Raw genomic sequence first — 20,868 nt, 5'->3', positions numbered from 1 at the left:
GCGCGGCAGTGGTCTGCCGCTGCGGTGCGCGCAGTCTAGCGATGCGCGCGGGGATTTTTCACGACAGGCCGAGCAAATTCATCAACCTTGAGGAGGTCCATTCGTACCTCCCCCGCTGCGAATTCCCGCTCAGCCTTCCTTCACGCAATCCACGTGGTACGTCCGCGACCCCTCGCCGCTGTCATGCTCCACCAGCCCGTGGACATCGGTGTCGAAGCCCGGGAACTTGGCGTTGAACGCGCGCGTGAATTTCAGGTAGTCGACGATCTTCTTGTTGAAGCGCTCGCCCGGGATCAAGAGCGGGATGCCCGGCGGGTACGGTGTCAGCAGCGAGGTGGTGACGCGGCCTTCCAGGTCGTCGATCGCCACGCGCTCGGTGTCGCGGTGCGCGATGCGCGCGAACGCATCGGTGGGCTTCATCGCCGGCTGCAGGTCGGACAAATACATCTCGGTGGTCAGCCGCGCGATGTCGCCCTTCGCGTACATCTCGTGGATGGCCTGGCTCAGGTCCTGCAGCCCCATGCGCTCGTAGCGCGGCTGCTTGGCCACGAACTCCGGCAGCACGCGCCACAGCGGCGCGTTGCGGTCGTAGTCGTCCTTGAACTGCTGCAGCGCGGTCAGCAGCGTGTTCCAGCGGCCCTTCGTGATGCCGATCGTGAACATGATGAAGAACGAGTACAGCCCCGTCTTCTCGACCACCACGCCGTGCTCGGCCAGGAACTTGGTGACGATGGACGCCGGAATGCCGGTCTTGGCGAACTTGCCCGACACATCGAGCCCCGGCGTGATCAGCGTGCACTTGATCGGGTCGAGCAGGTTGAAGCCGCCCGCCAGGTCACCGAAGCCGTGCCACTTCTCGCCGGCCTTCAGCACCCAGTCGCTGCTCTTGCCGATGCCTTCGGCCGCGATCTTGTCCGGGCCCCAGACCTTGAACCACCAGTCCTTGCCGTACTCCTTGTCGACCTTGCGCATCGCGCGGCGGAAGTCCATCGATTCGGCGATGCTCTCTTCCACCAGCGCGCGCCCGCCCGGCGCCTCCATCATCGCCGCGGCCACGTCGCAGCTCGCGATGATCGCGTACTGCGGGCTGGTCGACGTGTGCATCAGGTAGGCCTCGTTGAAGAGGTGCGTGTCGAGCTTGCGGTGCTGCGCGTCCTGCACCAGCACCTGCGAGGCCTGGCTGATGCCGGCCAGCAGCTTGTGCGTGGACTGCGTCGCGTAGACGATCTGGTCCTTCGGGCGCGGGCGGTTGCGGCCCATCGAATGGTATTCGCCGTAGAACTCGTGGAAGGCGGCGTGCGGCAGCCAGGCCTCGTCGAAATGCAGCGTGTCGATGTAGCCGTCGAGCGATTTCTTGATGCTCTCGGTGTTGTAGAGCACGCCGTCGTACGTGCTCTGCGTCAGCGTCAGGATGCGCGGCTTGACCTTCTTCGCGTCGACGCCGGCCAGCAGCGGGTTCTTCGCGATCTTGCGCTGGATGGCGGCCGGCGAGAACTCGGCCTCGGGGATCGGGCCGATGATGCCGTAGTGGTTGCGCGTGGGCGGCAGGAACACCGGCACCGCGCCCGTCATGATGATCGAGTGCAGGATCGACTTGTGGCAGTTGCGGTCGACCACCACCACGTCGCCCGGCGCCACATTGTGGTGCCACACCATCTTGTTGCTGGTGCTGGTGCCGTTGGTGACGAAGAAGCAGTGGTCGGCGTTGAAGATGCGCGCCGCGTTGCGCTCGCTCTCGGCGATCGGACCGGTGTGGTCGAGCAGCTGGCCGAGCTCGTCGACGCTGTTGCACACGTCGGCGCGCAGCATGTTCTCGCCGAAGAACTGGTGGAACATGCGCCCGACCGGGCTCTTCAGGAACGCGACGCCGCCCGAGTGGCCGGGGCAATGCCACGAGTACGAGCCGTCCTGCGCGTAGTCGACCAGCGCGCGGAAGAACGGCGGCGCCAGGCCGTCCATGTACGACTTGGCTTCGCGGATGATGTGGCGGGCCACGAACTCCGGCGTGTCCTCGAACATGTGGATGAAGCCGTGCAGCTCGCGCAGCACGTCGTTGGGCAGGTGCTGCGAGGTGCGCGTCTCGCCATACAGGTAGATCGGGATCTCGGCGTTCTTGAAGCGGATCTCCTGAATGAACTTGCGCAGGTTCAGCACCACCGGGTCGAGCTCGGGGCCTTGCGTGAACTCGTTGTCGTCGATCGACAGGATGAAGGCGCTGGCGCGGCTTTGCTGCTGCGCGAATTGCGACAGGTCGCCGTAGCTGGTGGCGCCCAGCACCTCGAAGCCCTCTTTCTCGATGGCCGCGGCCAGCGCCCGGATTCCCAGGCCCGAGGTGTTCTCGGAGCGGAAGTCTTCGTCGATGATGACGATCGGAAAGTTGAAACGGAGCATGGCCACCTCTGGAGGGCAACGGAATGAAGGCGCGAAGTGTAGGGCCGATCGATGACAGGCGCGGGGTGCGCCTTACACTGCCGACCTGCGTGCGGGGTGGACGCAACAGACGCTCAAACGAGGAGAGCCCGTGGACATGAGCCCGTCAACGTTCTGGTGGGTGGCGGCCGGGGTGGCGGTGGCCGCCGAGCTGGCCACCGGCACCTTCTACCTGCTGATGTTCGCGCTCGGCCTGGCGGCCGCGGCGATTGCCGCGCTGCTGGGCTTCAAGCTGCCCGGCCAGCTGGTGATGGCGGCCCTGGTGGGCGGCGGCGCGGTGGCGCTGTGGCATTGGCGCCGCCTGCAGCACCCGCCGGCCGGCCCGGTGCGCGAGAACCGCGACGTCAACATCGACATCGGCGAGCACGTGACCGTGGCGGCCTGGGCCGACGACCGCACCGCCCGCGTGCCCTACCGCGGCTCCACCTGGACCGCGCGCCTCGCCCCCGGTGCGCCGGCGCAGCCGGGCGAGCACGTGGTGCAGGCGGTGGAAGGCAACTGGCTGGTGCTGGTGCCCGCCGCCGGCCGTTGACTCCTCGAGCTGCCGATCCCCCTTCCCTGCTCCCTTCCCTGTTCTCCTACTCCCTGGAAAGCCTCACATGGAAATCGCGCTGATTCTGGTCGTGATCGTCGGCATCTTCATCGTGCGCACGCTGAAGATCGTGCCGCAGCAGCATGCCTGGGTGGTCGAGCGGCTGGGCAAGTACGACCGCACGCTGGTGCCGGGCCTGAGCTTCGTGGTGCCGTTCATTGAGCGGGTGGCCTACAAGCATTCGCTGAAGGAGGTGCCGCTCGACGTGCCGAGCCAGGTCTGCATCACGAAGGACAACACGCAGCTGCAGGTGGACGGGATCATCTACTTCCAGATCACCGACCCGATGCGCGCGAGCTACGGCTCGAGCAACTACGTGTTCGCGATCACGCAGCTGGCGCAGACGCTGCTGCGCTCGGTGATCGGCAAGATGGAGCTGGACAAGACCTTCGAGGAGCGCGACACGATCAACGGCGCTGTGGTGAGCGCGCTCGACGAGRCGGCCGGCAACTGGGGCGTGAAGGTGCTGCGCTACGAGATCAAGGACCTGACGCCGCCGGCCGAGATCCTGCGCTCGATGCAGGCGCAGATCACCGCCGAGCGCGAGAAGCGCGCGCTGATCGCGGCCTCCGAAGGCCGCAAGCAGGAACAGATCAACATCGCCACCGGCGAGCGCGAGGCCTCGATCGCCCGCTCCGAAGGGGCGCGGCAGGCCGAGATCAACAAGGCGCAGGGCGAGGCGTCGGCGATCACCGCGGTGGCCGATGCCACGGCCGGCGCGATCCGCAAGATCGCCGAGGCGATCCGCGAACCGGGCGGCGAGCAGGCGGTGCAGCTGAAGGTGGCCGAGAAGGCGGTGGATGCCTATGCGCACCTGGCGCAGAAGAACAACACGATGATCGTGCCGGGGAACATGACCGAGGTGGCCGGGTTGATCGGCACCGCGATGGCGCTGATGAAGGCGAAGGCACCCGGCCAGCCCTGAGCGAAATTCCCGCGGGACCGGTCCGAAGCCCCCTCGGAGGTAGGCTAAACTCGCCGGCTCCGGAGAGATGGATGAGCGGTTTAAGTCGCACGCCTGGAAAGCGTGTGGGGGTTAATAGCCCCCCGCGGGTTCGAATCCCGCTCTCTCCGCCAGTTGTCAATCTCAAGACCAGCGCACGGTCACCCGCAGGCCGCGACCTTCGAGGCCATCGGCCAGTTCAACCGTCGCGCCATGCCGATCGGCCACCGACTTGACGATGGCCAGGCCCRGGCCGCTGCCCGGTTGCGCCTGGTCGGGCACCCGGAAGAAGCGATCGAACACGCGCTCGCGCCAGTCCGCCGCGATGCCCGGACCGGCATCCTCCACCACCAGCGACGCATCGCCCCCCACCCGCACCGACACGGTCGACCCGGCGGGCGAGTACTTGATCGCGTTCTCGACCAGGTTGTCGACCAGCGACGTCAGCCCCTCGCGCTCGGCCTCGATCTCGCAGCGCTCGGCGCACGCCAGCTCCAGCTCGACGCCGCGCTCCGTCGCCAGCCCCGACAGCGCCGCCAGCCGGTCCTGCACCAGCTCGTCGAGCGACAGCCGCGCCGCCTGGGTGCGCCCGCTGTCGCTGCGCATCAGCCCCAGCAGCTGTGCCACCAGCCGGCTCGCCCGCTCGCCGCTGCGCACCAGCCCGTCGAGCAGCTCGGCATCGCGCGCATCGCCGCGGTGCGCCTGCAGCGCCTCGATGTTGATGCGCATCGCGGCCAGCGGCGTGCGCAACTCGTGCGCCGCGTCGGCGATGAAGCTGCGCTCGCGCGCCAGGCTCGCCGCCACGCGCGCGAGCAGCGTGTTCACCGCATCGGCCACCGGCCGCAGTTCGCGGTAGGCGCTGCCGAAGCGCAGCGGCGCCAGGTCGCCGGGGCTGCGCGTCTCGATCTCCTGCGAGAAGCGGCGCCATGGCCGCAACGCCAGCCGCACCGACCACCAGGCCGGCAGCACCAGGAACGGCAGGCTGATCAGCAGCGGCAGGATCAGGATGCCGCGCTCGCCGATCGCGAACAGGATCGACACCGCGTGGCCCGAACGGATCAACGTGACGCGCGCTGCGGACTGCGCCGACTGCTGCGTGTAGGTGCGCCACGGCATGCCGTCGATGAGCAGCTTCTCGAGCCGGCGCTGCTGCGTCGCCGGCACCACGCCGGGCGAGCCGGGCGAGGCATAGAGCAGCCGGTCGCCGAGCCAGACGTTCATCGACATGCGCAACGCCGGGTCGTCTTCTTCATGGTTCTCGCGGCGCTGGAACACGTCGAGCTTGCGCAGCACCTCCTGCAGCTGCTCGGGCCGGTCGGCCAGGCTGTCGACCAGCGCGAGGATCATGTCGGCCCTCGGGCCCATGTGGCCGGGCTCGAAGATCTCGTCGTAGCGCGCGGTGTCCCACACGAAATAGGCCATCGCCGCCGACCACAGCAGCAGCACCGTCAGCATCTGGGCCAGCACCAGGCGGCTGACCAGCGAGCTGCGCAGCCGCCTCCACAATGCGGCGGGCGTCATGCCCCGCCCTTGGCCGGTGCGACGCGGTCGATCACGTAGCCGACGCCACGCACCGTGCGGATGTAGCCCGGCCCGATCTTGCGGCGCAGGTTGGACATGTGCACGTCGAGCACGTTGCTCTCGTTGTCGAGCCCGCCGGGCAGCACCTGCTCTTCGAGCACGCGGCGCGTCAGCACGCGGTCGGCGCGCTTCATCAGCAGGCACAGCAGCTCGAACTCGCTGCGCGACAGCTCGACCGCCCGCTCGTCGACCGTCACGCGCATCGTCGCCTCGTGCAGCGCGAGCTGGCGGATCTCGATCGTGTCGTTGACCAGGCCGAAGCTGCGCCGCGCCAGCGCCCGCACGCGCGACAGCAGCTCGGCCAGCGCGAACGGTTTCACCAGGTAGTCGTCGGCGCCGCTGTCGAGGCCGGCCAGGCGGTCTTCGAGCGCGTCGCGCGCCGTCAGGATCAGCACCGGCATCGGCAGGCGCTCGCGGCGCAGGCGCGCCAGCAGCGCCAGGCCGTCGCCGTCGGGCAGGCCCAGGTCGAGCAGCACCAGGTCGCAGGCCTGGGTGTCGATCGCGTGCAGCGCGTCGCCCAGCCGGCGCACCCAGGTGACCTGCAGGCCCTGGTCTTCGAGCGCGATGCGCACGCCGTTGCCCAGTTCGAGGTCGTCTTCGATCAGCAGGATCYTCATGGCATGGCTCATGGACACCGATTGGAGACGCCGAACCTGAAGGTAGGGTGAAGCCGCGCCGGGGTCGCGGCGGGCGCCTTCATCGAACCTTCATGAAGGGTTCAGGTTCGCTTCAGGCGGGGTTCCGACACTGCTTTCCATCCCAACCGAGCGAGACTTCCCATGTTCACCGATTCCAACGCCTTCCGAAAGACCTGCATGACCCTGCGCCATCGCCTCTTCCATCCGATGATCCCGACCCTGCTGACCGGCGCGCTGGCGCTGCTGAGCGCCTCGCTCGCCCTGGCGGAGGAACCGGCCGCGCCGGCCGACGACAGCTGGCAGTTCACCGCCGGCCTCGGCGTCGGCAGCATCCCCAGGTACCCCGGCAGCGCCGAGCACAAGGTGCGCGCCTTCCCGGTGCTGGCCGCCAACCGGGGCCGCTACTTCATCGGCGGCGTGCCCGGCGCCGGCGTGCCGGCCGGCATCGGCGCGTTCATCATCACCGACCCGCACTGGCGCGTCGGCCTGGGCATCGGCGGCGACCTCGAGAAGCCGCGCAAGGAATCCGATGCCGAGCGCCTGCGCGGCCTGGGCGACATCGACGGCACCGTGCTCGGCGCGGTGTTCGCAAGCTACTCCGACGGCTGGTTCACCGCCCGCGGCAACGTGGTCGGCGACATCGGCGGCAAGCACCAGGGCGGGCGGCTGTCGTTCGACGTCGAGGGCAAGTACAGCCCGGCTGCGGGCCTGATGCTGTCCGCCGGCCCGGGGGTGACCTGGGCCAGCCGCAGCGCGATGCAGACCTACTTCGGCATCGACGAGCAGCAGGCGGCGCGGTCGGGCCGCGCGGTGTACAGGCCGCGCTCGGGCATCGAATCGGTGGGCTTCACCGTCGGGGCCGACTACCAGATCGACAAGCAGTGGGGCATCGGCACCCGCCTGTCGACGCGCAGCCTGCAGCGCGACGCGGCCGACAGCCCGATCACCGAGAAGAAGGCGCAGAACAGCGTCGTGGTGTTCACGGCGTACCGGTTCTGACCCGCCACGGGTGCGACAGCGGCCTGCGCTACGACTTCGCCTCGTCGACCTGCCGCTTGCGGCTGAACATGCTTGAGCGGAATGCGTTGATAACAGCCGCAGTCGGTATCGCGGCGAGCGCCGCAGCGACCCACGGCTGGCCGATCGTGCCCATCCAGATCGCGCCAACCACACAGACCAGGCAGACCAGGACGCCACAGGTTTGCCCCATCATGTCGCTGCGAAAGATCGCGCGTGCGGTGTAGGCGTTGGTCAGGCTCTGCGAGTGCTGGGCCGCGATGTTGGCATCCAGCGCTGCTCGCTCCATCGAGCGGCGGTGTTGCTGCTCCTCTTCGGCCCAAAGAATGAGCTTCGCTCCCGTGCCGGGAATGAGCTGATCGAACTGCTTGAGGATGTCCGGGTGCGGAATCTGCCCGGTGTACTGGCTTTGCTGGATGACAACCTGTTGCTCAGCCCTGACCGCGCCCAGCCCGATCGCCTTGCTTGCTGCCTGAGCCAGCGGCGTCTGGTGAGGCTTGTTGCCCCTGCTCATGACGTTGCACCTCGCGATGCATCGAATCCCCGATGCTCACCCAATCCGACGCAAGCGCAGCGGCGATCTCCCGACCGGCTGCAGGCGGCTCCACCATCTGAACGCTGGGCAGTGCCGGCGCTTCGTTGTGCACGAACAAGGTCACGGGCGCCGCCAATCCACGCACGAACCCCCGTGCGAACGCCGCTCTGGGATCCGCCGCGAAGTCGATGAGGAAGCCCATGGCTTGGTTGCTCCGATGTTGGGTTGCAAAGAAATTGTCTCATGCAGCTATGTGACCTCACAGCGTGCTTGGTTCCACATGCTGGCCGGCAGATCACTCCACCCGCATGAACTGCTCCCGCACCCGCTGCCGGTCCAGCATCTCGAAGTGCCACCACTCGTTGTCGATGCCACGAAAGCTCCCGGCATTCAGCGCATCGCGCAGCAGCAGCCGGTTCGTATGCTGCACCGGTGTCAGAGCCCCGCTCGCCAGATGCGCCGCTTCCARCACCGGATGCGACAGCGCCGTCATCTCGTCGAAGCCGCTGCCCATGTCGAGTTCGCCGCCCGCCTCGTCGATCACCGTCACGTCCAGCGCCATGCCGAACGAGTGGATCGAGCCGCGCGCCGGGTCGGCCACGTACTGCCGCAGGTCGGTGCCGTCCAGGTGGTTCCACAGATGGATCTGCACGCGGTGCGGGCGCAGCGCGTCCAGCACCAGCAGGCGGTGCCCCGGCGCCGTGGCAGCCAGCCGTGCCACCGCCTGCGCGAGACCGTCTGCCGCCAGCCGATGCAGCCACGCGCAATCCAGCGCGCCGTACAGGTCTCGCCCGACGAAGTTGCGCTCGCTTGCATAGCGCAGGTCCACCGCCGCGCCCTCGATCGTCGACAAGCGGCAGAAATCGGGATGGGTGTGGATGGTTTCGCAGCGCATGTCGATCTCTCCGGCCAGGGTCGAGATCATCACCCCGATCGTGGTCGTGCGTGACGCAATCGCCGGCAACCCCTGCCGGATCCATGACACGGCACTCAAGTGGCGGGCGCTTCGGCCGACAACCCGAACAGCCCTTCACCCCCGCCACGACCCATGCGTTCACTGCGATTGACCCTGGTTCTCCTGATCGGCTCGGGCATTGCCGCGGCCAGCGTGCTGATGGCGGTGTCGCTGTGGGGCGCCGGCACGGCGGCCGGTGCTGCACAGCGCACCTTCGTCGCGAAGGACGTCACCGCCGACATCCTGCCGCCGCCGATGTACCTGATCGAGCTGCGGCTGGTGCTCTCGCAGGCGGTGGAAGGCAGCATCGCCCCCGAGAAGGCACAGGCCGAAGCCGCGCGCCTCGAGAAGGAATACCAGGAGCGCGTCACCTACTGGCGCGCCCACCCGCCCTACGGCCTGGAGGCGCAGTTGCTGGGCCCGCAGCACGAAGCCGCGGTGCGCTTCCTCGAGGCCTCGCGCGCGGTGCTGAAGGCCACCACGACCGGTGACGCGCTCGCCGCGCAGGCCGCCCTGAAGTCGGCCGACGCGCTGTACCTGCAACACCGGGCCGGCGTCGATGCCACGGTCAAGGCCTCGACCACCTTTGCCGACGTGGCCTCGGCCAGCTTCGACGCCACGCTCACGCGCGTGGCCTGGTCGCAATGGAGCGTCTTTCTTGCGGCCACCGTGCTGCTGCTCGGCTTCGGCCGCTTCGCGTGGAAGTCGGTGTGGGGCCAGGTCGGCGGCGAACCGGCCGACGTGGCGGCGGTGGCCAACGCCGTCGCCGCCGGCGACCTGCGCCAGCGCGTGCCGCTGGCGGCCGGCGACGACACCAGCATCATGGCCGCGATGGCGGCGATGTGCGAGCGGCTGACGCAGGTGGTGGCCACCGTGCGGGCCAGCAGCGATTCGATCGCGACCGGCTCGCAGCAGATCGCGCGCGGCAACGCCGACCTGAGCCAGCGCACCGAGCTGCAGGCCGGCAACCTGCAGCAGACCGCCGCGTCGATGGAACAGCTGACCGGCGCGCTCAAAGCCAGCGCCGATGCGGCCCGCAGCGCAGCCCGGCTCGCCGCCGAGGCGGGCGCGGCCGCGAGCCAGGGCGGCGCGGCCGTGCAGCAGGTGGTGCACACGATGGACAGCATCGCCGAGGGCTCGCAGAAGATCGGCCAGATCGTCTCGGTGATCGATGGCATCGCCTTCCAGACCAACATCCTCGCGCTGAACGCGGCGGTGGAAGCGGCGCGTGCCGGCGAGCAGGGCCGCGGCTTCGCGGTGGTGGCCGGCGAGGTGCGCGCGCTGGCGCAGCGCAGCGCCGCGGCAGCCCGGGAGATCAAGGCGCTGATCGGCTCCAGCGTCGAGCGCGTGCAGGCCGGCGCCGAGCTGGTGAACAGCGCCGGGCGCCACATGGGCGGCATGGTCGAACAGGTGCAGCGCGTGGCCGGGCTGATCGCCGAGATGGGCCAGGCCAGCCAGCAGCAGACCGCGGGCGTCGACCAGCTGAACGCCACGGTGGCCGGGCTGGACGAGGCCACCCAGCGCAACGCCGCACTCGTCGAGCAATCGGCCGCTGCCGCCGACAGCCTGCATGTGCAGGCGCATCAACTGGTCGCGGCGGTCGGCATCTTCCGCCTGGCCTGATTCCGCCAAGGTAAGCTCCCCTTCCCCGCTCATCCGGGCGGACAGGGAGTTTCGATGGAACCAACTGCACGCAGCGGCACCGACCGCGCGGCCGGGGTCGACGGCGACACCGCTTGCCACACCGCGCACGATCCCGCGCCCGACCTGCCCATGACCCTCGATCGCGAGCGCTGGCAGCGCCTGAAGGAGCTGCTGGCCGACACGCTCGAGCGCCCACCTGGCGAACGCAGGCGCTGGATCGCCCTCGCCTGCCCCGACGATCCCGCGCTGCGCGCCGAGCTCGAATCGCTGGTCGCGGCGGCCGAAGGCACCGGCCCGCTCGACCGGTCGCCCGCGGCGGGCCTGCTCGATGCGCTGTCGGCCGAGGCCGCCGCGGCACCGCACGATGCCAGCGGCCAGCGCGTGGGCGACTACCGGCTGCTGGCCCTGATCGCCCGCGGGGGCATGGGCGAGGTCTACCGCGCCGAACGGGCCGACGGGCAGTACGAGCAGCAGGTCGCCGTGAAGATCGTGCGCGAAGGCGCCGACACGCGCTTCCTGCTCGACCGCTTCCATGCCGAGCGGCGCATCCTCGCCGCGCTCGACCACCCGAACCTGGCCAAGCTGCTCGACGCCGGCGTGTCGCCCGAAGGCCTGCACTACGTCGTGATGGACCTGGTCGACGGCGGCGTGCCGATCGACGCCTGGTGCGCCGAACACGCGCTGCCGCTGGCCGAGCGGCTGCGCCTGTTCCGCAGCCTCTGCCTGGTGGTCGACCATGCGCACCGGCAAGGCGTGGTGCACCGCGACCTGAAGCCCGGCAACATCCTGGTCGGGCGCGACGGCGTCGTGAAGCTCGTCGACTTCGGCATCGCCAAGCGCCTGGACGCGCCCGCCGCCGATCGCACCACCACCGCGCTGCGCGCGCTGACGCCCGAGTACGCGAGCCCCGAGCAGGTGCGCGGCGAACCGGTCACCGCGGCCAGCGACATCTACTCGCTCGGCGTGGTGCTGTACCGCCTGCTGACGCAGGCCAGCCCCTACGGCCGGGCGACCGACGACCCGTATGCGCTGACGCGCGCCATCTGCGACACCGAACCGCTGCGCCCGAGCCGCGCGCCCGGCGATGCACCGCGCACCCTGCGGCGCCAGCTCGAAGGCGACCTCGATGCGGTGGTGATGAAGGCGCTGCGCAAGGATCCGCTGCACCGCTACGCCTCGGCCGAAGCGATGGCCGACGACCTGTTCCGCCACCTCGAAGGCCTGCCGGTGCAGGCGCGCCGCGGGGCGTGGAGCTACCGGGCCGGCCGCTTCGTGCTGCGCCACCGTGCCGCGGTGGGCGCGGTGATGCTGGCCAACCTGGCGCTGCTCGCCGGCATCGCCTTCGCCGGCTACCAGGCCTGGGAGGCGCAGCGCCAGCGCGAACGCGCGGAGCGGCATTTCGCGAGCGTGCGCAAGCTGGCCAGCTCGATGATGATCCCGATGCACGACGCGATCCGCGTGCTGCCGGGCTCCACGCCGGCGCGCAAGCTGCTGGTCGAGAACGGGCTCGCCTACCTCGAGGGCATCGCGCCCGAGGCGCAGCACGAACCGGCGCTGCAGATCGAGCTGGCGAACGGCTACCGCAACATCGGCGACATCCAGGGCCGGCCGGGGCTGGCGAGCCTGGGCGATCCGCAAGCCGCGCTCAAGAGCTACGGTCGCGCGATCGAGCTGCTGGCGCCGGTGCTGGCCGGGCCGCCACCGCACGACGCGGTGTACCGCGACGCGCAGCAGGAGGCGGCGGTCGTGCACCAGCGCGAAGGCGCGGTGCTCGGCTTCACCGGCAAGTTCCCCGAGGCCGAGCGCACGCTGCGCGCCGGCGTCGCGGTGGCCGACGAGCTGGCAGCCGCCGACCCGTCGAACCGCACACGGCGGCTGGTGCGCGCGACGCTGTACGGGCAGCTGAGCCAGGTGCAGATGTTCTCGGGTGACATCGACAACTACCTGAAGACCGCGGACGCCGCCGCCGCGCAGCTGGTGGCGCTGATCGCGCAGGATCCGGACGACCTCGATGCCGGCCTGAACCTGGCATCGAACTACTCGACGCGCGGCGAACAGCTGATCCAGCGCGACAGCACGGCCGCCAGCGCGCAGCTCGCGCTCGACGCCTTCCGCAAGAGCACGGCGGTGCTGGAGCCGCTGGTGGCGAAGAACCCGCAGAACACCTCGCTCGCCCGGCACGTCGCGACCAACCTGGAAAACATCGCCTGGTGCCTGCGCCGCCTCGGCCAGCCGCGCGAGGCGGTGGCGCAGGCACGGCGCGCGCTCGAGATGATGCGCAAGCTCGGCGGCCAGGATCCGGGCAACACGCAGTTCCAGGCCGACGTCGCCAGCATGCAGACCTCGCTCGGCGAGGCGCTGCTGGCCGACCGCGATGCGCGTGCCGGCGTGGAGGTGCTCAGCGCCGCGGTGGCCTCGTTCGACGCATTGCCGGCCGGCATGCGAGAAGACAACTACGTGCACCACCACCAGGGACTCGCGCACCACCTGCTGGGTGTCGCGCTGCAGGCCCGGCAGCAACCCGGCGATGCCGCCGCGGCCTGCAGCCAGCAGCGGCTCGCGCTGCCGATCCTCGAGGAGATGGACAAGCAGGGCATCCCGCCCGGCGTCACCGGGCCGGCGGCCGTGCGCGAGGCCTTGAAGGGCTGCGGCTAGCGCCGGGTCGATCCTCCCCGATCGAACAGCTTCGGCACCACCGCCAGCACCAGCAGCGCCAGCAAGGTGCTCAGCAAGGCCGTCGACTCCCGGCCCAGCCCGCAGGCCACCCCGATCGCGGCCGTCATGAACACGCCCGCCGCCGTCGTGAGGCCGACCACCTGTTCTTCGTCACGCAGCTTCAGGATGGCGCCCGCCCCGAGGAAGCCGACGCCCGCGACCACGCCCTGGATCACGCGGCTGAGGTCGGCCACCTGCATGCCGCCCTGCTGCGGCACCAGCACGAACAGCGCCGCGCCCATCGCCACCAGCATGTGCGTGCGGATGCCCGCGGCCTTGCCCTGGCTCTGCCGCTCATAACCCAGCACGCCACCCAGCAGCGCCGCGAGCGTCAGCCGCAGCAGCACGCGCGTGATCTGCTCCGGGTCGCCGAGGTCGGAAAACTCGGAGCGCAATGCTCGCATCACCTGATCCATCGACGTTCCCTTGTTCTGCCTCAACAAATGCTACCGCTGTACTTGACGCTCGCCGACCCCTGGCGCAAATTCGCGCCGTCAGCGGAAGTCTCGCTCCACAACAAGTCAAGGGCCGCCATGAGCCAGCCACCGGAGACCTTCACCAAAGGCCAGGAGCTTCGCAGCTTCCTCTTCCTCACCGCCGTGATGGCCCCGCTGCTCGCGGTGGCGCTCGTCGGCGGCTACGGCTTCATCGTCTGGATGGTGCAGCTCTTCACCGGTCCGCCGGCGCACTGAACCATGCCGGTCCCCGTTGAAGCCGCCGAGCTCCACATCGCGAGCCTCGTCGTGCAGGCCGTTGCGGCCGATACCGCGTCCGTCGCCGCCGCCATCGCGCAGCTGCCCGGCAGCGAGGTGCACGCGATGTCGCCGCAAGGCAAGCTCATCGTCACGCTCGAAGCCGCCTCCGCCGACGAGATGCTCGCGGCGATCACGCTGATCCAACGCAGCCCCGGCGTGCTCACCGCCGCGCTCGTCTACCAATGCGCCGACACCCTGGCCACCATGAATGAGGAGATCCCCGATGTCCCGGATGTCGATCCCACGCCGTGAGTTCGTCCGCCAGACCGCAGCCGCCGCCGCGGCCGCCGTCGCCGGCATCCCGCTGCCCTCGCCCGCCCAGGGCGCCGGCGACGCCTCGCTGAAGTGGTCCAAGGCCCCCTGCCGCTTCTGCGGCACCGGCTGCGGCGTCAGCRTCGCCGTCAAGGACAACCGCGTCGTCGCGACGCGCGGCGACCCCGAGGCCGAGGTCAACAAGGGCCTGAACTGCGTCAAGGGCTACTTCCTGTCGAAGATCATGTACGGCGAAGACCGCCTGACCCGCCCGCTGCTGCGCATGAAGAACGGCCAGTACGCGAAGGACGGCGAGTTCCAGCACGTCTCGTGGGACCAGGCCTTCGACGTGATGGCCGCGCAGTTCAAGCGCGTGCTGAAGGAGAAAGGCCCCACCGCCGTCGGCATGTTCGGCTCCGGCCAGTGGACGGTCTGGGAAGGCTATGCCGCGCTGAAGCTGATGAAGGCCGGCTTCCGTTCGAACAACCTCGACCCGAACGCCCGCCACTGCATGGCCTCGGCAGCGGTCGGCTTCATGCGCACCTTCGGCGCCGACGAGCCGATGGGCTGCTACGACGACATCGAGGCCGCCGATGCGTTCGTGCTGTGGGGCTCGAACATGGCCGAGATGCACCCGGTCCTGTGGACGCGCGTGACCGACCGCCGGCTGAGCGGCAAGGATGTGAAGGTCGCCGTGCTGTCGACCTTCGAGCACCGCTCGTACGAGCTCGCCGACATCGAACTCACCTTCACGCCGCAGACCGATCTCGCGATCCTCAACTACATCGCGCACCACATCATCTCGACCGGCCGCGTGAACCGCGAGTTCGTCGACAAGCACACCTCGTTCCGGCTCGGCAACGCCGACATCGGCTACGGCCTGCGGCCGGAGCACCCGCTGCAGAAGGCCGCGAAGAACGCGGGCGATGCCGGCGGCTCCAAGCCGATCGGCTTCGACGAGTTCGCGCGCTTCGTCGCGCAGTACGACCTCGAGTCCACTGCCCGGCTGAGCGGCGTGCCGAAGGAGCGCCTCGAGGCGCTGGCCGAGCTGTACGCCGACCCGAAGATCAAGGTGATGTCGTTCTGGACCATGGGCTTCAACCAGCACACGCGCGGCGTCTGGGCGAACAACATGGTCTACAACCTGCACCTGCTCACCGGCAAGATCGCGACGCCCGGCAACAGCCCGTTCTCGCTGACCGGCCAGCCGTCGGCCTGCGGCACCGCGCGCGAGGTCGGCACCTTCGCCAACCGGCTGCCGGCCGACATGGTCGTCACCAACCCGAAGCACCGCGCCCACGCCGAAGAGATCTGGCAGATCCCCGAGGGCACCATCCCCGGCACGCCCGGCTACCACGCGGTGCTGCAGAACCGCATGCTGAAGGACGGCAAGCTGAACGCCTACTGGGTGATGGTCAACAACAACATGCAGGCCGGCGCGAACCTCACGCAGGAGGGCTACCCGGGCTACCGCAACCCCGACAACTTCATCGTGGTGTCCGATGCCTACCCGACCGTCACCGCGCTCGCGGCCGACCTGGTGCTGCCGGCCGCGATGTGGGTCGAGAAGGAAGGCGCCTACGGCAATGCCGAGCGGCGCACGCACTTCTGGCACCAGCTCGTCAACCCGCCCGGCGAGGCGCGCTCCGACCTGTGGCAGCTGATGGAGTTCTCGAAGCGCTTCAAGACCGACGAGGTCTGGCCCGCCGAGCTGCTCGACAAGAAGCCGGCGCTGCGCGGCAAGACGCTGTTCCAGGTGCTGTTCGAGAACGGGCAGGTCAACCGCTTCCCGGCCTCGCAGGTCGAGGCCGGCTACGAGAACGCCGAAGCGAAGGCGTTCGGCTTCTACCCGMAGAAGGGCCTGTTCGAGGAGTACGCGAGCTTCGGCCGCGGCCACGGCCACGACCTCGCGCCCTTCGACACCTACCACCAGGTGCGCGGCCTGCGCTGGCCGGTGGTGAACGGCAAGGAGACGCGCTGGCGCTACAAGGAAGGTTCCGACCCCTACGTGAAGCCCGGCACCGGCTGGCAGTTCTACGGCCACCCGGACGGCAAGGCGCTGATCTTCGCGCTGCCGTACGAGCCGCCACCCGAGCTGCCCGACAAGGACTACCCGTTCTGGCTGTCCACCGGCCGCGTGCTGGAGCACTGGCACTCCGGCTCGATGACGCGCCGCGTGCCCGAGCTGCACAAGGCGGTGCCGAACGCGGTCTGCTACATGCACCCCGACGATGCCCGGTCGCTCGGGCTGCGGCGCGGGGTCGAGATCGAGGTCGCGTCGCGGCGCGGCAGCATCCGCACCCGCGTCGAGACGCGCGGGCGCAACAAGCCGCCGCGCGGCCTGGTGTTCGTGCCGTGGTTCGATGCCAGCCAGCTGATCAACAAGGTCACGCTGGATGCCACCGACCCGATCTCGTTCCAGACCGATTTCAAGAAGTGCGCCGTGAAGATCGTCAAGGTCTGACACCGCGGGAGACACCGATGCGCCACCTCCTTTCCCATGTGATGTGCGGCCTGCTCCTCGCCGCACAGGCCCTGCCCTGCGGCGCGGCCGATCCCGTGCCCGCCGTACCGGCTGCACCGCTGCTGACCGATGCGGCACGCGGCCCGACGCCGATCCTCGCGACGACCCAGCCGCCGCGCCTGGCCAACGCGGTCAACGACGACCAGCGGCTCGCGCGCAACTACGCAATGCAGCCGCCGATCATTCCGCACCGCGTCGACGGCTACCAGGTCGACCGCAACTTCAACAAGTGCCTGGACTGCCACGCGCGTGCGCGCACCGAGTTCAGCCAGGCCGTGCCGGTCAGCGCCACCCACTACGTCGACCGCACCGGCAAGGTGCTGCCGCAGATCTCGACGCGGCGCTACTTCTGCCCGCAGTGCCACGTGGCGCAGGAGCCGGTGAAACCGCTGGTCGGCAACGGCTTCAAGGGGGTCGCGCCATGATCGAGCTCGCGAAACGCTACTGGCGCATCATCTCGCGGCCGAGCGTGCACTTCAGCCTCGGCTTCCTGACGCTGGCCGGCTTCATCGCAGGCATCGTGTTCTGGGGCGGCTTCAACACCGCGATGGAGGCGACCAACACCGAGGCCTTCTGCACCGGCTGCCACGAGATGCGCGAGAACACCTTCGCCGAGCTGAAGGCCACGATCCACTACACCAACCGCTCCGGCGTGCGCGCCGTCTGCTCCAACTGCCACGTGCCGCACGAGTGGACGCACAAGATCGCCCGCAAGATGCAGGCGTCGAAGGAGGTCTGGGGCAAGGTGTTCGGCAGCATCGACACGCCGGAGAAGTTCCAGGCCAAGCGGCTCGAGCTGGCGCAGCACGAATGGGCCCGCTTCAAGGCCAACGACTCGCTCGAATGCCGCAACTGCCACAACTACGAATCGATGGATTTCACGCGGCAGAGCGTGCGTGCGCAGAACATGCACACCACCTACCTCGCCAGCCGCGAGAAGACCTGCATCGATTGCCACAAGGGCATCGCGCACAAGCTGCCGCACATCCCGCCCGGCGAGGCGCCGACCGACACGCCGGGGCAGGTGCTGCCGGCGGACACGCCGCTCGCACCGGTGTCCGAGGTCGGTACGGCGGCCAGCGCGGCCCATCGGTAACCGGCTGAAAACGGCGTAGGAGCGCACCTACGCGGAGTCGCGCCGATCTGCCTTGCTGCCCCTCGGGACCGGCTCCTACAGTCGGTCCATGTGAGCGCCGTCCGCGCGCACCGAGGGAGAGGCCATGAAGAAATCGTTGCGCCTGCTGGCGTCGTTCGCGCTCGGTTGCGGCCTGGCAGCAACCGTTCCCGCGCAGGCCACCGAGTACACGCTGTTCGACCTCGGCTCGCTGACGCCCGGCCAGCAGATGTGGGCCACCGGCATCAACGACCTCGGCCAGGTCGTCGGCTATTCGTATGGCGACGGTCGCAGCGGCTGGTCGTCCTCCAACCAGTACAGCGCCTTCGTGACCGGCGCGAACGGCAGCGGGCTCACCGGCCTCGGCACGCTCGGCGGCAGCTGGAGCCGCGCGCTCGCGATCAACAACGCCGGCCAGGTGGTCGGCGATGCACAGACGGCGGCCGGCAACTACCGCGCCTTCATCGGTGCCGCGGGCAGCCCGCTCACCGAGCTCGGCACGCTCGCCGGCAGCCCCAACAGCACGGCGACCGCGATCAATGCGAGCGGCCGGGTCGTCGGCACCACGTCAGCCACCGACCCGAACAACCCCAACATCCAGGTCGACCAGCGCGGCTTCATCACCGGCGCCAACGGCAGCAACCTGCAAGACCTGGGCAGCCTGAACGGCAACGGGCTGCTCGCCCGCGGCATCAACGCGAGCGGCCAGGTCGCCGGCGTCGTCGCGAGCGGCTCCTACTACAACGACGCCTTCGTCACCGGCCCGAACGCCGCGTCACCCGGACCGGTCTTCGCCGACACCAACGCCGTCAACGCGATCAACAGCCACGGCCAGGTGGCCGGCATGTACTGGACCGACCAGGGTTCGGTCGATGCCTTCATCGGCACACCCGGCGGCACGCAGACGAAACTCGATTTCCACGGCGCCCAGGGCTACGAGTACGGCAACCTCGGCGGCTTCGGCCAGTACGGCCCGATCTCCAGCAGCCAGGCGCTCGCGCTGAACGACAGCGGCCAGGTGGCCGGCGTGTTCGGCAACGGCCGGGTCGCCGACTACTTCGCCTTCATCAGCGGCGCCAACGGCCAGGGTGTCGTCACCCTCGACAGCCTGTTCACGCTCGGCGACGGCGACCACTTCGTCTACGCGACCGGCGTCAACAACTCCGGCCAGTTCATCGCCAACACCGCGATGGGCCATGCGTATCTCATCTCGCCGATCCCCGAGCCGGTCACGCTCGCGCTGTGGACCGGCGGGTTGCTGCTGGTCGGCTGGCGTGGCCGCAGATCCTCGAACCTCAGGGAGACCTCATGAAGACACCCACCCTCCTTGCCTCGCTGGCACTGGCCGCCAGCCTGGCCTGCACGGCGCCGGCCCGGGCGCAGACCACGCAGTACCAGCTGTTCGACATCGGCCAGCTGGGCACCGGTGACCTGATGTACGCGACCGGCATCAACAACAGCGGCCAGGTCAGCGGGTATGCCTACACGAACGGCTTCAACGGCTGGTCGTCGGTCGGCGACTACCGCGGCTTCTTCAGCGGCGCGAACGGCGCCGGCCTGACGGGCGTCGGCAGCTTCGGCGGCACCTGGAGCAAGGCGTACGGCATCAACGACGCCGGCCAGGTGGTCGGCGCGGCGCAGACGGCCGGCGGCAGCTTCCACGCCTTCCTGCGCAACGGCAACAGCGCGGCCTTGCAGGACCTCGGGACGCTGGGCGCCAGCAACAGCATGGCCACCGCGATCAACGCCGGCGGCCAGGTGATCGGCATGGTGGGAGGCGACCGCAACCTGCCCGGCTACCCGGACGTGCTGGATCCCCAGCAAGGCTTCATCACCGATGCCAACGGCCAGTCGATGCGCGCGCTCGGCAGCCTGAACGGCCAGCCGCTGTTCGGCAACGGCCTCAACGACGCTGGCCGCGTGGTCGGCCACATCGGCTACAGCGAGCTGAACCAGGCCGGCACCTTCGTGACCGGGCCGAACGGCAGCGCGCCGGTGGCGCTGCCCGCGGCGGTGCACTACCAGGAGAGCTCGATCAACAACCACGGCCAGATCGCCGGCACCTACATCGGGCCGCAGGAGTACGTCGGCCGCAACGCCTACATCGGCAACGATTCCGGCACCGTGAAGCCGCTCGATTTCTCGAATGTCGCGAACTACGACCCGGGCTACCTCGGCGGATCGGGCCAGTACGGCCCGGCCTCGTTCAGCGAGACCACCGGCATCAACGAGTTCGGGCAGGTGGCGGGGATCATCCACAACCACCGCTACGGGCGCGACTTCGCGTTCATCACCGGCGCCAACGGCCAGGGCGTGATCGACATCAACAGCCTGTTCACGCTGGCCGACGGCGACTGGTTCCGCAACGTGACCGGCATCAACGACCAGGGGCAGTTCGTCGTCAACAGCGGCTACGGCCACGCGTACCTGATCTCGCCGATCCCCGAGCCGGCCACGCTCGCGCTGTGGGGCGCCGGCCTGCTGTTGATCGGCGGTGCGGTCAAGGGTTCAAGAGGCCGCTCCACTGCCACAACGCGAAGCCTGCCAGCAGCACTGCCGATGCCCTGTTGATCGCACGCCGCCACGCCGGCCGGAAGGCGTGGCGCATCCGGCCCACGGCGATCGACAGCGCGAGCCACCACAGCGCCGAGCCGACGAACACGCCGGCCACCATCACCAGCGGCGAGCCGCCGGCCACCTGCGCGCTCATCGCGCCGAAGATCGCGATGAAGGACACGATGGTCATCGGGTTCGACAGCGTCAGCGCGAAGGTCGTCGCGAAGCAGGTCCACAGCGCAGGCACCGGGGCCGGCGCGGCGCCCGCCTCGGTGCCGGCCGCTTGATGCCAACCCGACCACGCGAGCCGCAGCAGCACCAGCCCGCCGAACACCGCGAGCCAGGTCTTCGCGCCGACCAGCCAGGCGATCAGCGCGGTGGCACCGAACGCGCCGACCGCGCCGTAGACGGTGTCGGCCGCCGCCGCGCCCATGCCGGTGGCCAGCCCCGCACGCCAGCCGGCGTCGAGYGTGCGCTGGATCGTCAGCAGCCCGATCGGGCCGACGGGGGCGGCGATCGACAGGCCGATCAGTGCGGATTGGAAGAAGAGAAGCCAGGAGATCGATGACGTCATGCCCGCATTGTCACGAGGCTAGATCACGGGATCCAGCGTACTC

General features: G+C 69.4%; 19 protein-coding genes and 1 tRNA gene. 13 read left to right on the top strand and 7 right to left on the bottom strand.

Translation table 11 applies throughout. From position 1 onward, the window contains the following. Positions 1-129 precede the first annotated feature (129 nt). Positions 130-2,391 carry an Orn/Lys/Arg family decarboxylase gene (locus AC1D1T_RS18095; RefSeq protein WP_047505251.1) on the bottom strand — a complete coding sequence of 754 codons (2,262 nt, stop codon included), beginning with the start codon at positions 2,389-2,391 and terminating at the stop codon, positions 130-132. A 136-nt stretch (positions 2,392-2,527) separates the two neighbouring features. On the opposite strand from AC1D1T_RS18095, the gene AC1D1T_RS18090 reads away from it, so the two are divergent. The 3 genes from AC1D1T_RS18090 (at position 2,528) to AC1D1T_RS18080 (ending at position 4,099) form a co-directional block, all read left to right on the top strand. Next, positions 2,528-2,962 carry an NfeD family protein gene (locus AC1D1T_RS18090; RefSeq protein WP_477827621.1) on the top strand — a complete coding sequence of 145 codons (435 nt, stop codon included), beginning with the start codon at positions 2,528-2,530 and terminating at the stop codon, positions 2,960-2,962. A 67-nt stretch (positions 2,963-3,029) separates the two neighbouring features. Continuing rightward, positions 3,030-3,947 carry an SPFH domain-containing protein gene (locus AC1D1T_RS18085; protein WP_477992259.1) on the top strand — a complete coding sequence of 306 codons (918 nt, stop codon included), beginning with the start codon at positions 3,030-3,032 and terminating at the stop codon, positions 3,945-3,947. Between the two features lie 61 nt (positions 3,948-4,008). Further along, positions 4,009-4,099 (top strand) — tRNA-Ser (locus tag AC1D1T_RS18080). Positions 4,100-4,109: 10 nt separating this feature from the next. Here the strand turns inward: AC1D1T_RS18080 and AC1D1T_RS18075 are convergent. Next, positions 4,110-5,486 (bottom strand): ATP-binding protein, encoded by a 1,377-nt coding sequence (locus AC1D1T_RS18075; RefSeq protein WP_477992258.1) that lies wholly within the window; start codon positions 5,484-5,486, stop codon positions 4,110-4,112. Beyond that, a complete protein-coding gene (locus AC1D1T_RS18070) occupies positions 5,483-6,163 on the bottom strand; it encodes a response regulator (protein ID WP_477992257.1) in 681 nt (226 codons plus the stop codon). Before AC1D1T_RS18070 ends, AC1D1T_RS18075 begins: the two co-directional genes overlap by 4 nt. A 162-nt stretch (positions 6,164-6,325) precedes the next feature. Here AC1D1T_RS18070 and AC1D1T_RS18065 point away from each other — a divergent pair, with 162 nt between their 5' ends. Next, positions 6,326-7,183: a MipA/OmpV family protein gene (locus AC1D1T_RS18065; protein WP_477992256.1), complete on the top strand. Its 858-nt coding sequence runs from the start codon at positions 6,326-6,328 to the stop codon at positions 7,181-7,183. Between the two features lie 28 nt (positions 7,184-7,211). On the opposite strand, the gene AC1D1T_RS18060 is transcribed toward AC1D1T_RS18065, so the two are convergent. Next, positions 7,212-7,715: a DUF2335 domain-containing protein gene (locus AC1D1T_RS18060; protein ID WP_477828857.1), complete on the bottom strand. Its 504-nt coding sequence runs from the start codon at positions 7,713-7,715 to the stop codon at positions 7,212-7,214. 316 nt (positions 7,716-8,031) lie between these two features. Then, complete coding sequence (locus AC1D1T_RS18055) at positions 8,032-8,661, bottom strand: M15 family metallopeptidase (RefSeq protein WP_477828858.1); 630 nt, start codon at positions 8,659-8,661, stop codon at positions 8,032-8,034. Between the two features lie 123 nt (positions 8,662-8,784). On the opposite strand from AC1D1T_RS18055, the gene AC1D1T_RS18050 reads away from it, so the two are divergent. Both AC1D1T_RS18050 and AC1D1T_RS18045 read left to right on the top strand, forming a co-directional pair. Then, positions 8,785-10,314: a methyl-accepting chemotaxis protein gene (locus AC1D1T_RS18050; protein ID WP_477992255.1), complete on the top strand. Its 1,530-nt coding sequence runs from the start codon at positions 8,785-8,787 to the stop codon at positions 10,312-10,314. Between the two features lie 54 nt (positions 10,315-10,368). Next, complete coding sequence (locus tag AC1D1T_RS18045; RefSeq protein WP_477992254.1) at positions 10,369-12,990, top strand: serine/threonine-protein kinase; 2,622 nt, start codon at positions 10,369-10,371, stop codon at positions 12,988-12,990. Here the strand turns inward: AC1D1T_RS18045 and AC1D1T_RS18040 are convergent. Beyond that, the gene (locus AC1D1T_RS18040; protein ID WP_477827973.1) at positions 12,987-13,454 is read right to left on the bottom strand and encodes an MgtC/SapB family protein; all 468 of its coding nucleotides are present in this window, start codon (positions 13,452-13,454) and stop codon (positions 12,987-12,989) included. The two genes, AC1D1T_RS18045 and AC1D1T_RS18040, sit on opposite strands and share 4 nt — an antisense overlap. Positions 13,455-13,583: 129 nt before the next feature. Between AC1D1T_RS18040 and napE the strand changes: the two genes are divergently transcribed. From napE to AC1D1T_RS18005, 7 genes are all read left to right on the top strand, one after another. Beyond that, complete coding sequence (gene napE / locus AC1D1T_RS18035; protein ID WP_477827972.1) at positions 13,584-13,742, top strand: periplasmic nitrate reductase, NapE protein; 159 nt, start codon at positions 13,584-13,586, stop codon at positions 13,740-13,742. A 3-nt stretch (positions 13,743-13,745) separates the two neighbouring features. Continuing rightward, a complete protein-coding gene (locus AC1D1T_RS18030) occupies positions 13,746-14,057 on the top strand; it encodes a chaperone NapD (protein WP_477827971.1) in 312 nt (103 codons plus the stop codon). Next, a complete protein-coding gene (napA, locus tag AC1D1T_RS18025) occupies positions 14,038-16,521 on the top strand; it encodes a periplasmic nitrate reductase subunit alpha (RefSeq protein ID WP_477992253.1) in 2,484 nt (827 codons plus the stop codon). Before AC1D1T_RS18030 ends, napA begins: the two co-directional genes overlap by 20 nt. A 17-nt stretch (positions 16,522-16,538) precedes the next feature. Continuing rightward, positions 16,539-17,006 carry a nitrate reductase cytochrome c-type subunit gene (locus AC1D1T_RS18020; protein ID WP_477992252.1) on the top strand — a complete coding sequence of 156 codons (468 nt, stop codon included), beginning with the start codon at positions 16,539-16,541 and terminating at the stop codon, positions 17,004-17,006. Beyond that, a complete protein-coding gene (locus tag AC1D1T_RS18015) occupies positions 17,003-17,677 on the top strand; it encodes a cytochrome c3 family protein (RefSeq protein WP_047505206.1) in 675 nt (224 codons plus the stop codon). The genes AC1D1T_RS18020 and AC1D1T_RS18015 overlap by 4 nt, the downstream gene beginning before the upstream one ends. A gap of 124 nt (positions 17,678-17,801) precedes the next feature. After that, positions 17,802-19,007, top strand: a complete 1,206-nt coding sequence (locus AC1D1T_RS18010) for a hypothetical protein (RefSeq protein WP_477992251.1) — start codon at positions 17,802-17,804, stop codon at positions 19,005-19,007. Continuing rightward, on the top strand, positions 19,004-20,266 hold the full coding sequence (locus AC1D1T_RS18005) for a hypothetical protein (RefSeq protein WP_477844791.1): 1,263 nt from the start codon (positions 19,004-19,006) through the stop codon (positions 20,264-20,266). Before AC1D1T_RS18010 ends, AC1D1T_RS18005 begins: the two co-directional genes overlap by 4 nt. On the opposite strand, the gene AC1D1T_RS18000 is transcribed toward AC1D1T_RS18005, so the two are convergent. Continuing rightward, positions 20,196-20,825 (bottom strand): LysE/ArgO family amino acid transporter, encoded by a 630-nt coding sequence (locus AC1D1T_RS18000; RefSeq protein WP_477992250.1) that lies wholly within the window; start codon positions 20,823-20,825, stop codon positions 20,196-20,198. The genes AC1D1T_RS18005 and AC1D1T_RS18000 overlap by 71 nt on opposite strands. Positions 20,826-20,868: the final 43 nt, after the last annotated feature.

The organism is Rhizobacter sp. P2_H3, from assembly GCF_056403355.1.
The sequence above is the reverse complement of the archived record's forward strand: the minus strand, read 5'-3'. Positions and strand labels throughout refer to the sequence as shown.

What these genes read in the sequence shown, in the direction of transcription:
- AC1D1T_RS18095 (WP_047505251.1), bottom strand. Translation starts at nt 2,391, where the DNA reads ATGCTCCGTTTCAACTTTCCGATCGTCATCATCGACGAAGACTTCCGC.
- AC1D1T_RS18090 (WP_477827621.1), top strand. Translation starts at nt 2,528, where the DNA reads ATGAGCCCGTCAACGTTCTGGTGGGTGGCGGCCGGGGTGGCGGTGGCC.
- AC1D1T_RS18065 (WP_477992256.1), top strand. Translation starts at nt 6,326, where the DNA reads ATGTTCACCGATTCCAACGCCTTCCGAAAGACCTGCATGACCCTGCGC.
- AC1D1T_RS18060 (WP_477828857.1), bottom strand. Translation starts at nt 7,715, where the DNA reads ATGAGCAGGGGCAACAAGCCTCACCAGACGCCGCTGGCTCAGGCAGCA.
- AC1D1T_RS18050 (WP_477992255.1), top strand. Translation starts at nt 8,785, where the DNA reads ATGCGTTCACTGCGATTGACCCTGGTTCTCCTGATCGGCTCGGGCATT.
- AC1D1T_RS18045 (WP_477992254.1), top strand. Translation starts at nt 10,369, where the DNA reads ATGGAACCAACTGCACGCAGCGGCACCGACCGCGCGGCCGGGGTCGAC.
- AC1D1T_RS18040 (WP_477827973.1), bottom strand. Translation starts at nt 13,454, where the DNA reads ATGCGAGCATTGCGCTCCGAGTTTTCCGACCTCGGCGACCCGGAGCAG.
- napE (WP_477827972.1), top strand. Translation starts at nt 13,584, where the DNA reads ATGAGCCAGCCACCGGAGACCTTCACCAAAGGCCAGGAGCTTCGCAGC.
- AC1D1T_RS18030 (WP_477827971.1), top strand. Translation starts at nt 13,746, where the DNA reads ATGCCGGTCCCCGTTGAAGCCGCCGAGCTCCACATCGCGAGCCTCGTC.
- AC1D1T_RS18020 (WP_477992252.1), top strand. Translation starts at nt 16,539, where the DNA reads ATGCGCCACCTCCTTTCCCATGTGATGTGCGGCCTGCTCCTCGCCGCA.
- AC1D1T_RS18015 (WP_047505206.1), top strand. Translation starts at nt 17,003, where the DNA reads ATGATCGAGCTCGCGAAACGCTACTGGCGCATCATCTCGCGGCCGAGC.
- AC1D1T_RS18010 (WP_477992251.1), top strand. Translation starts at nt 17,802, where the DNA reads ATGAAGAAATCGTTGCGCCTGCTGGCGTCGTTCGCGCTCGGTTGCGGC.
- AC1D1T_RS18005 (WP_477844791.1), top strand. Translation starts at nt 19,004, where the DNA reads ATGAAGACACCCACCCTCCTTGCCTCGCTGGCACTGGCCGCCAGCCTG.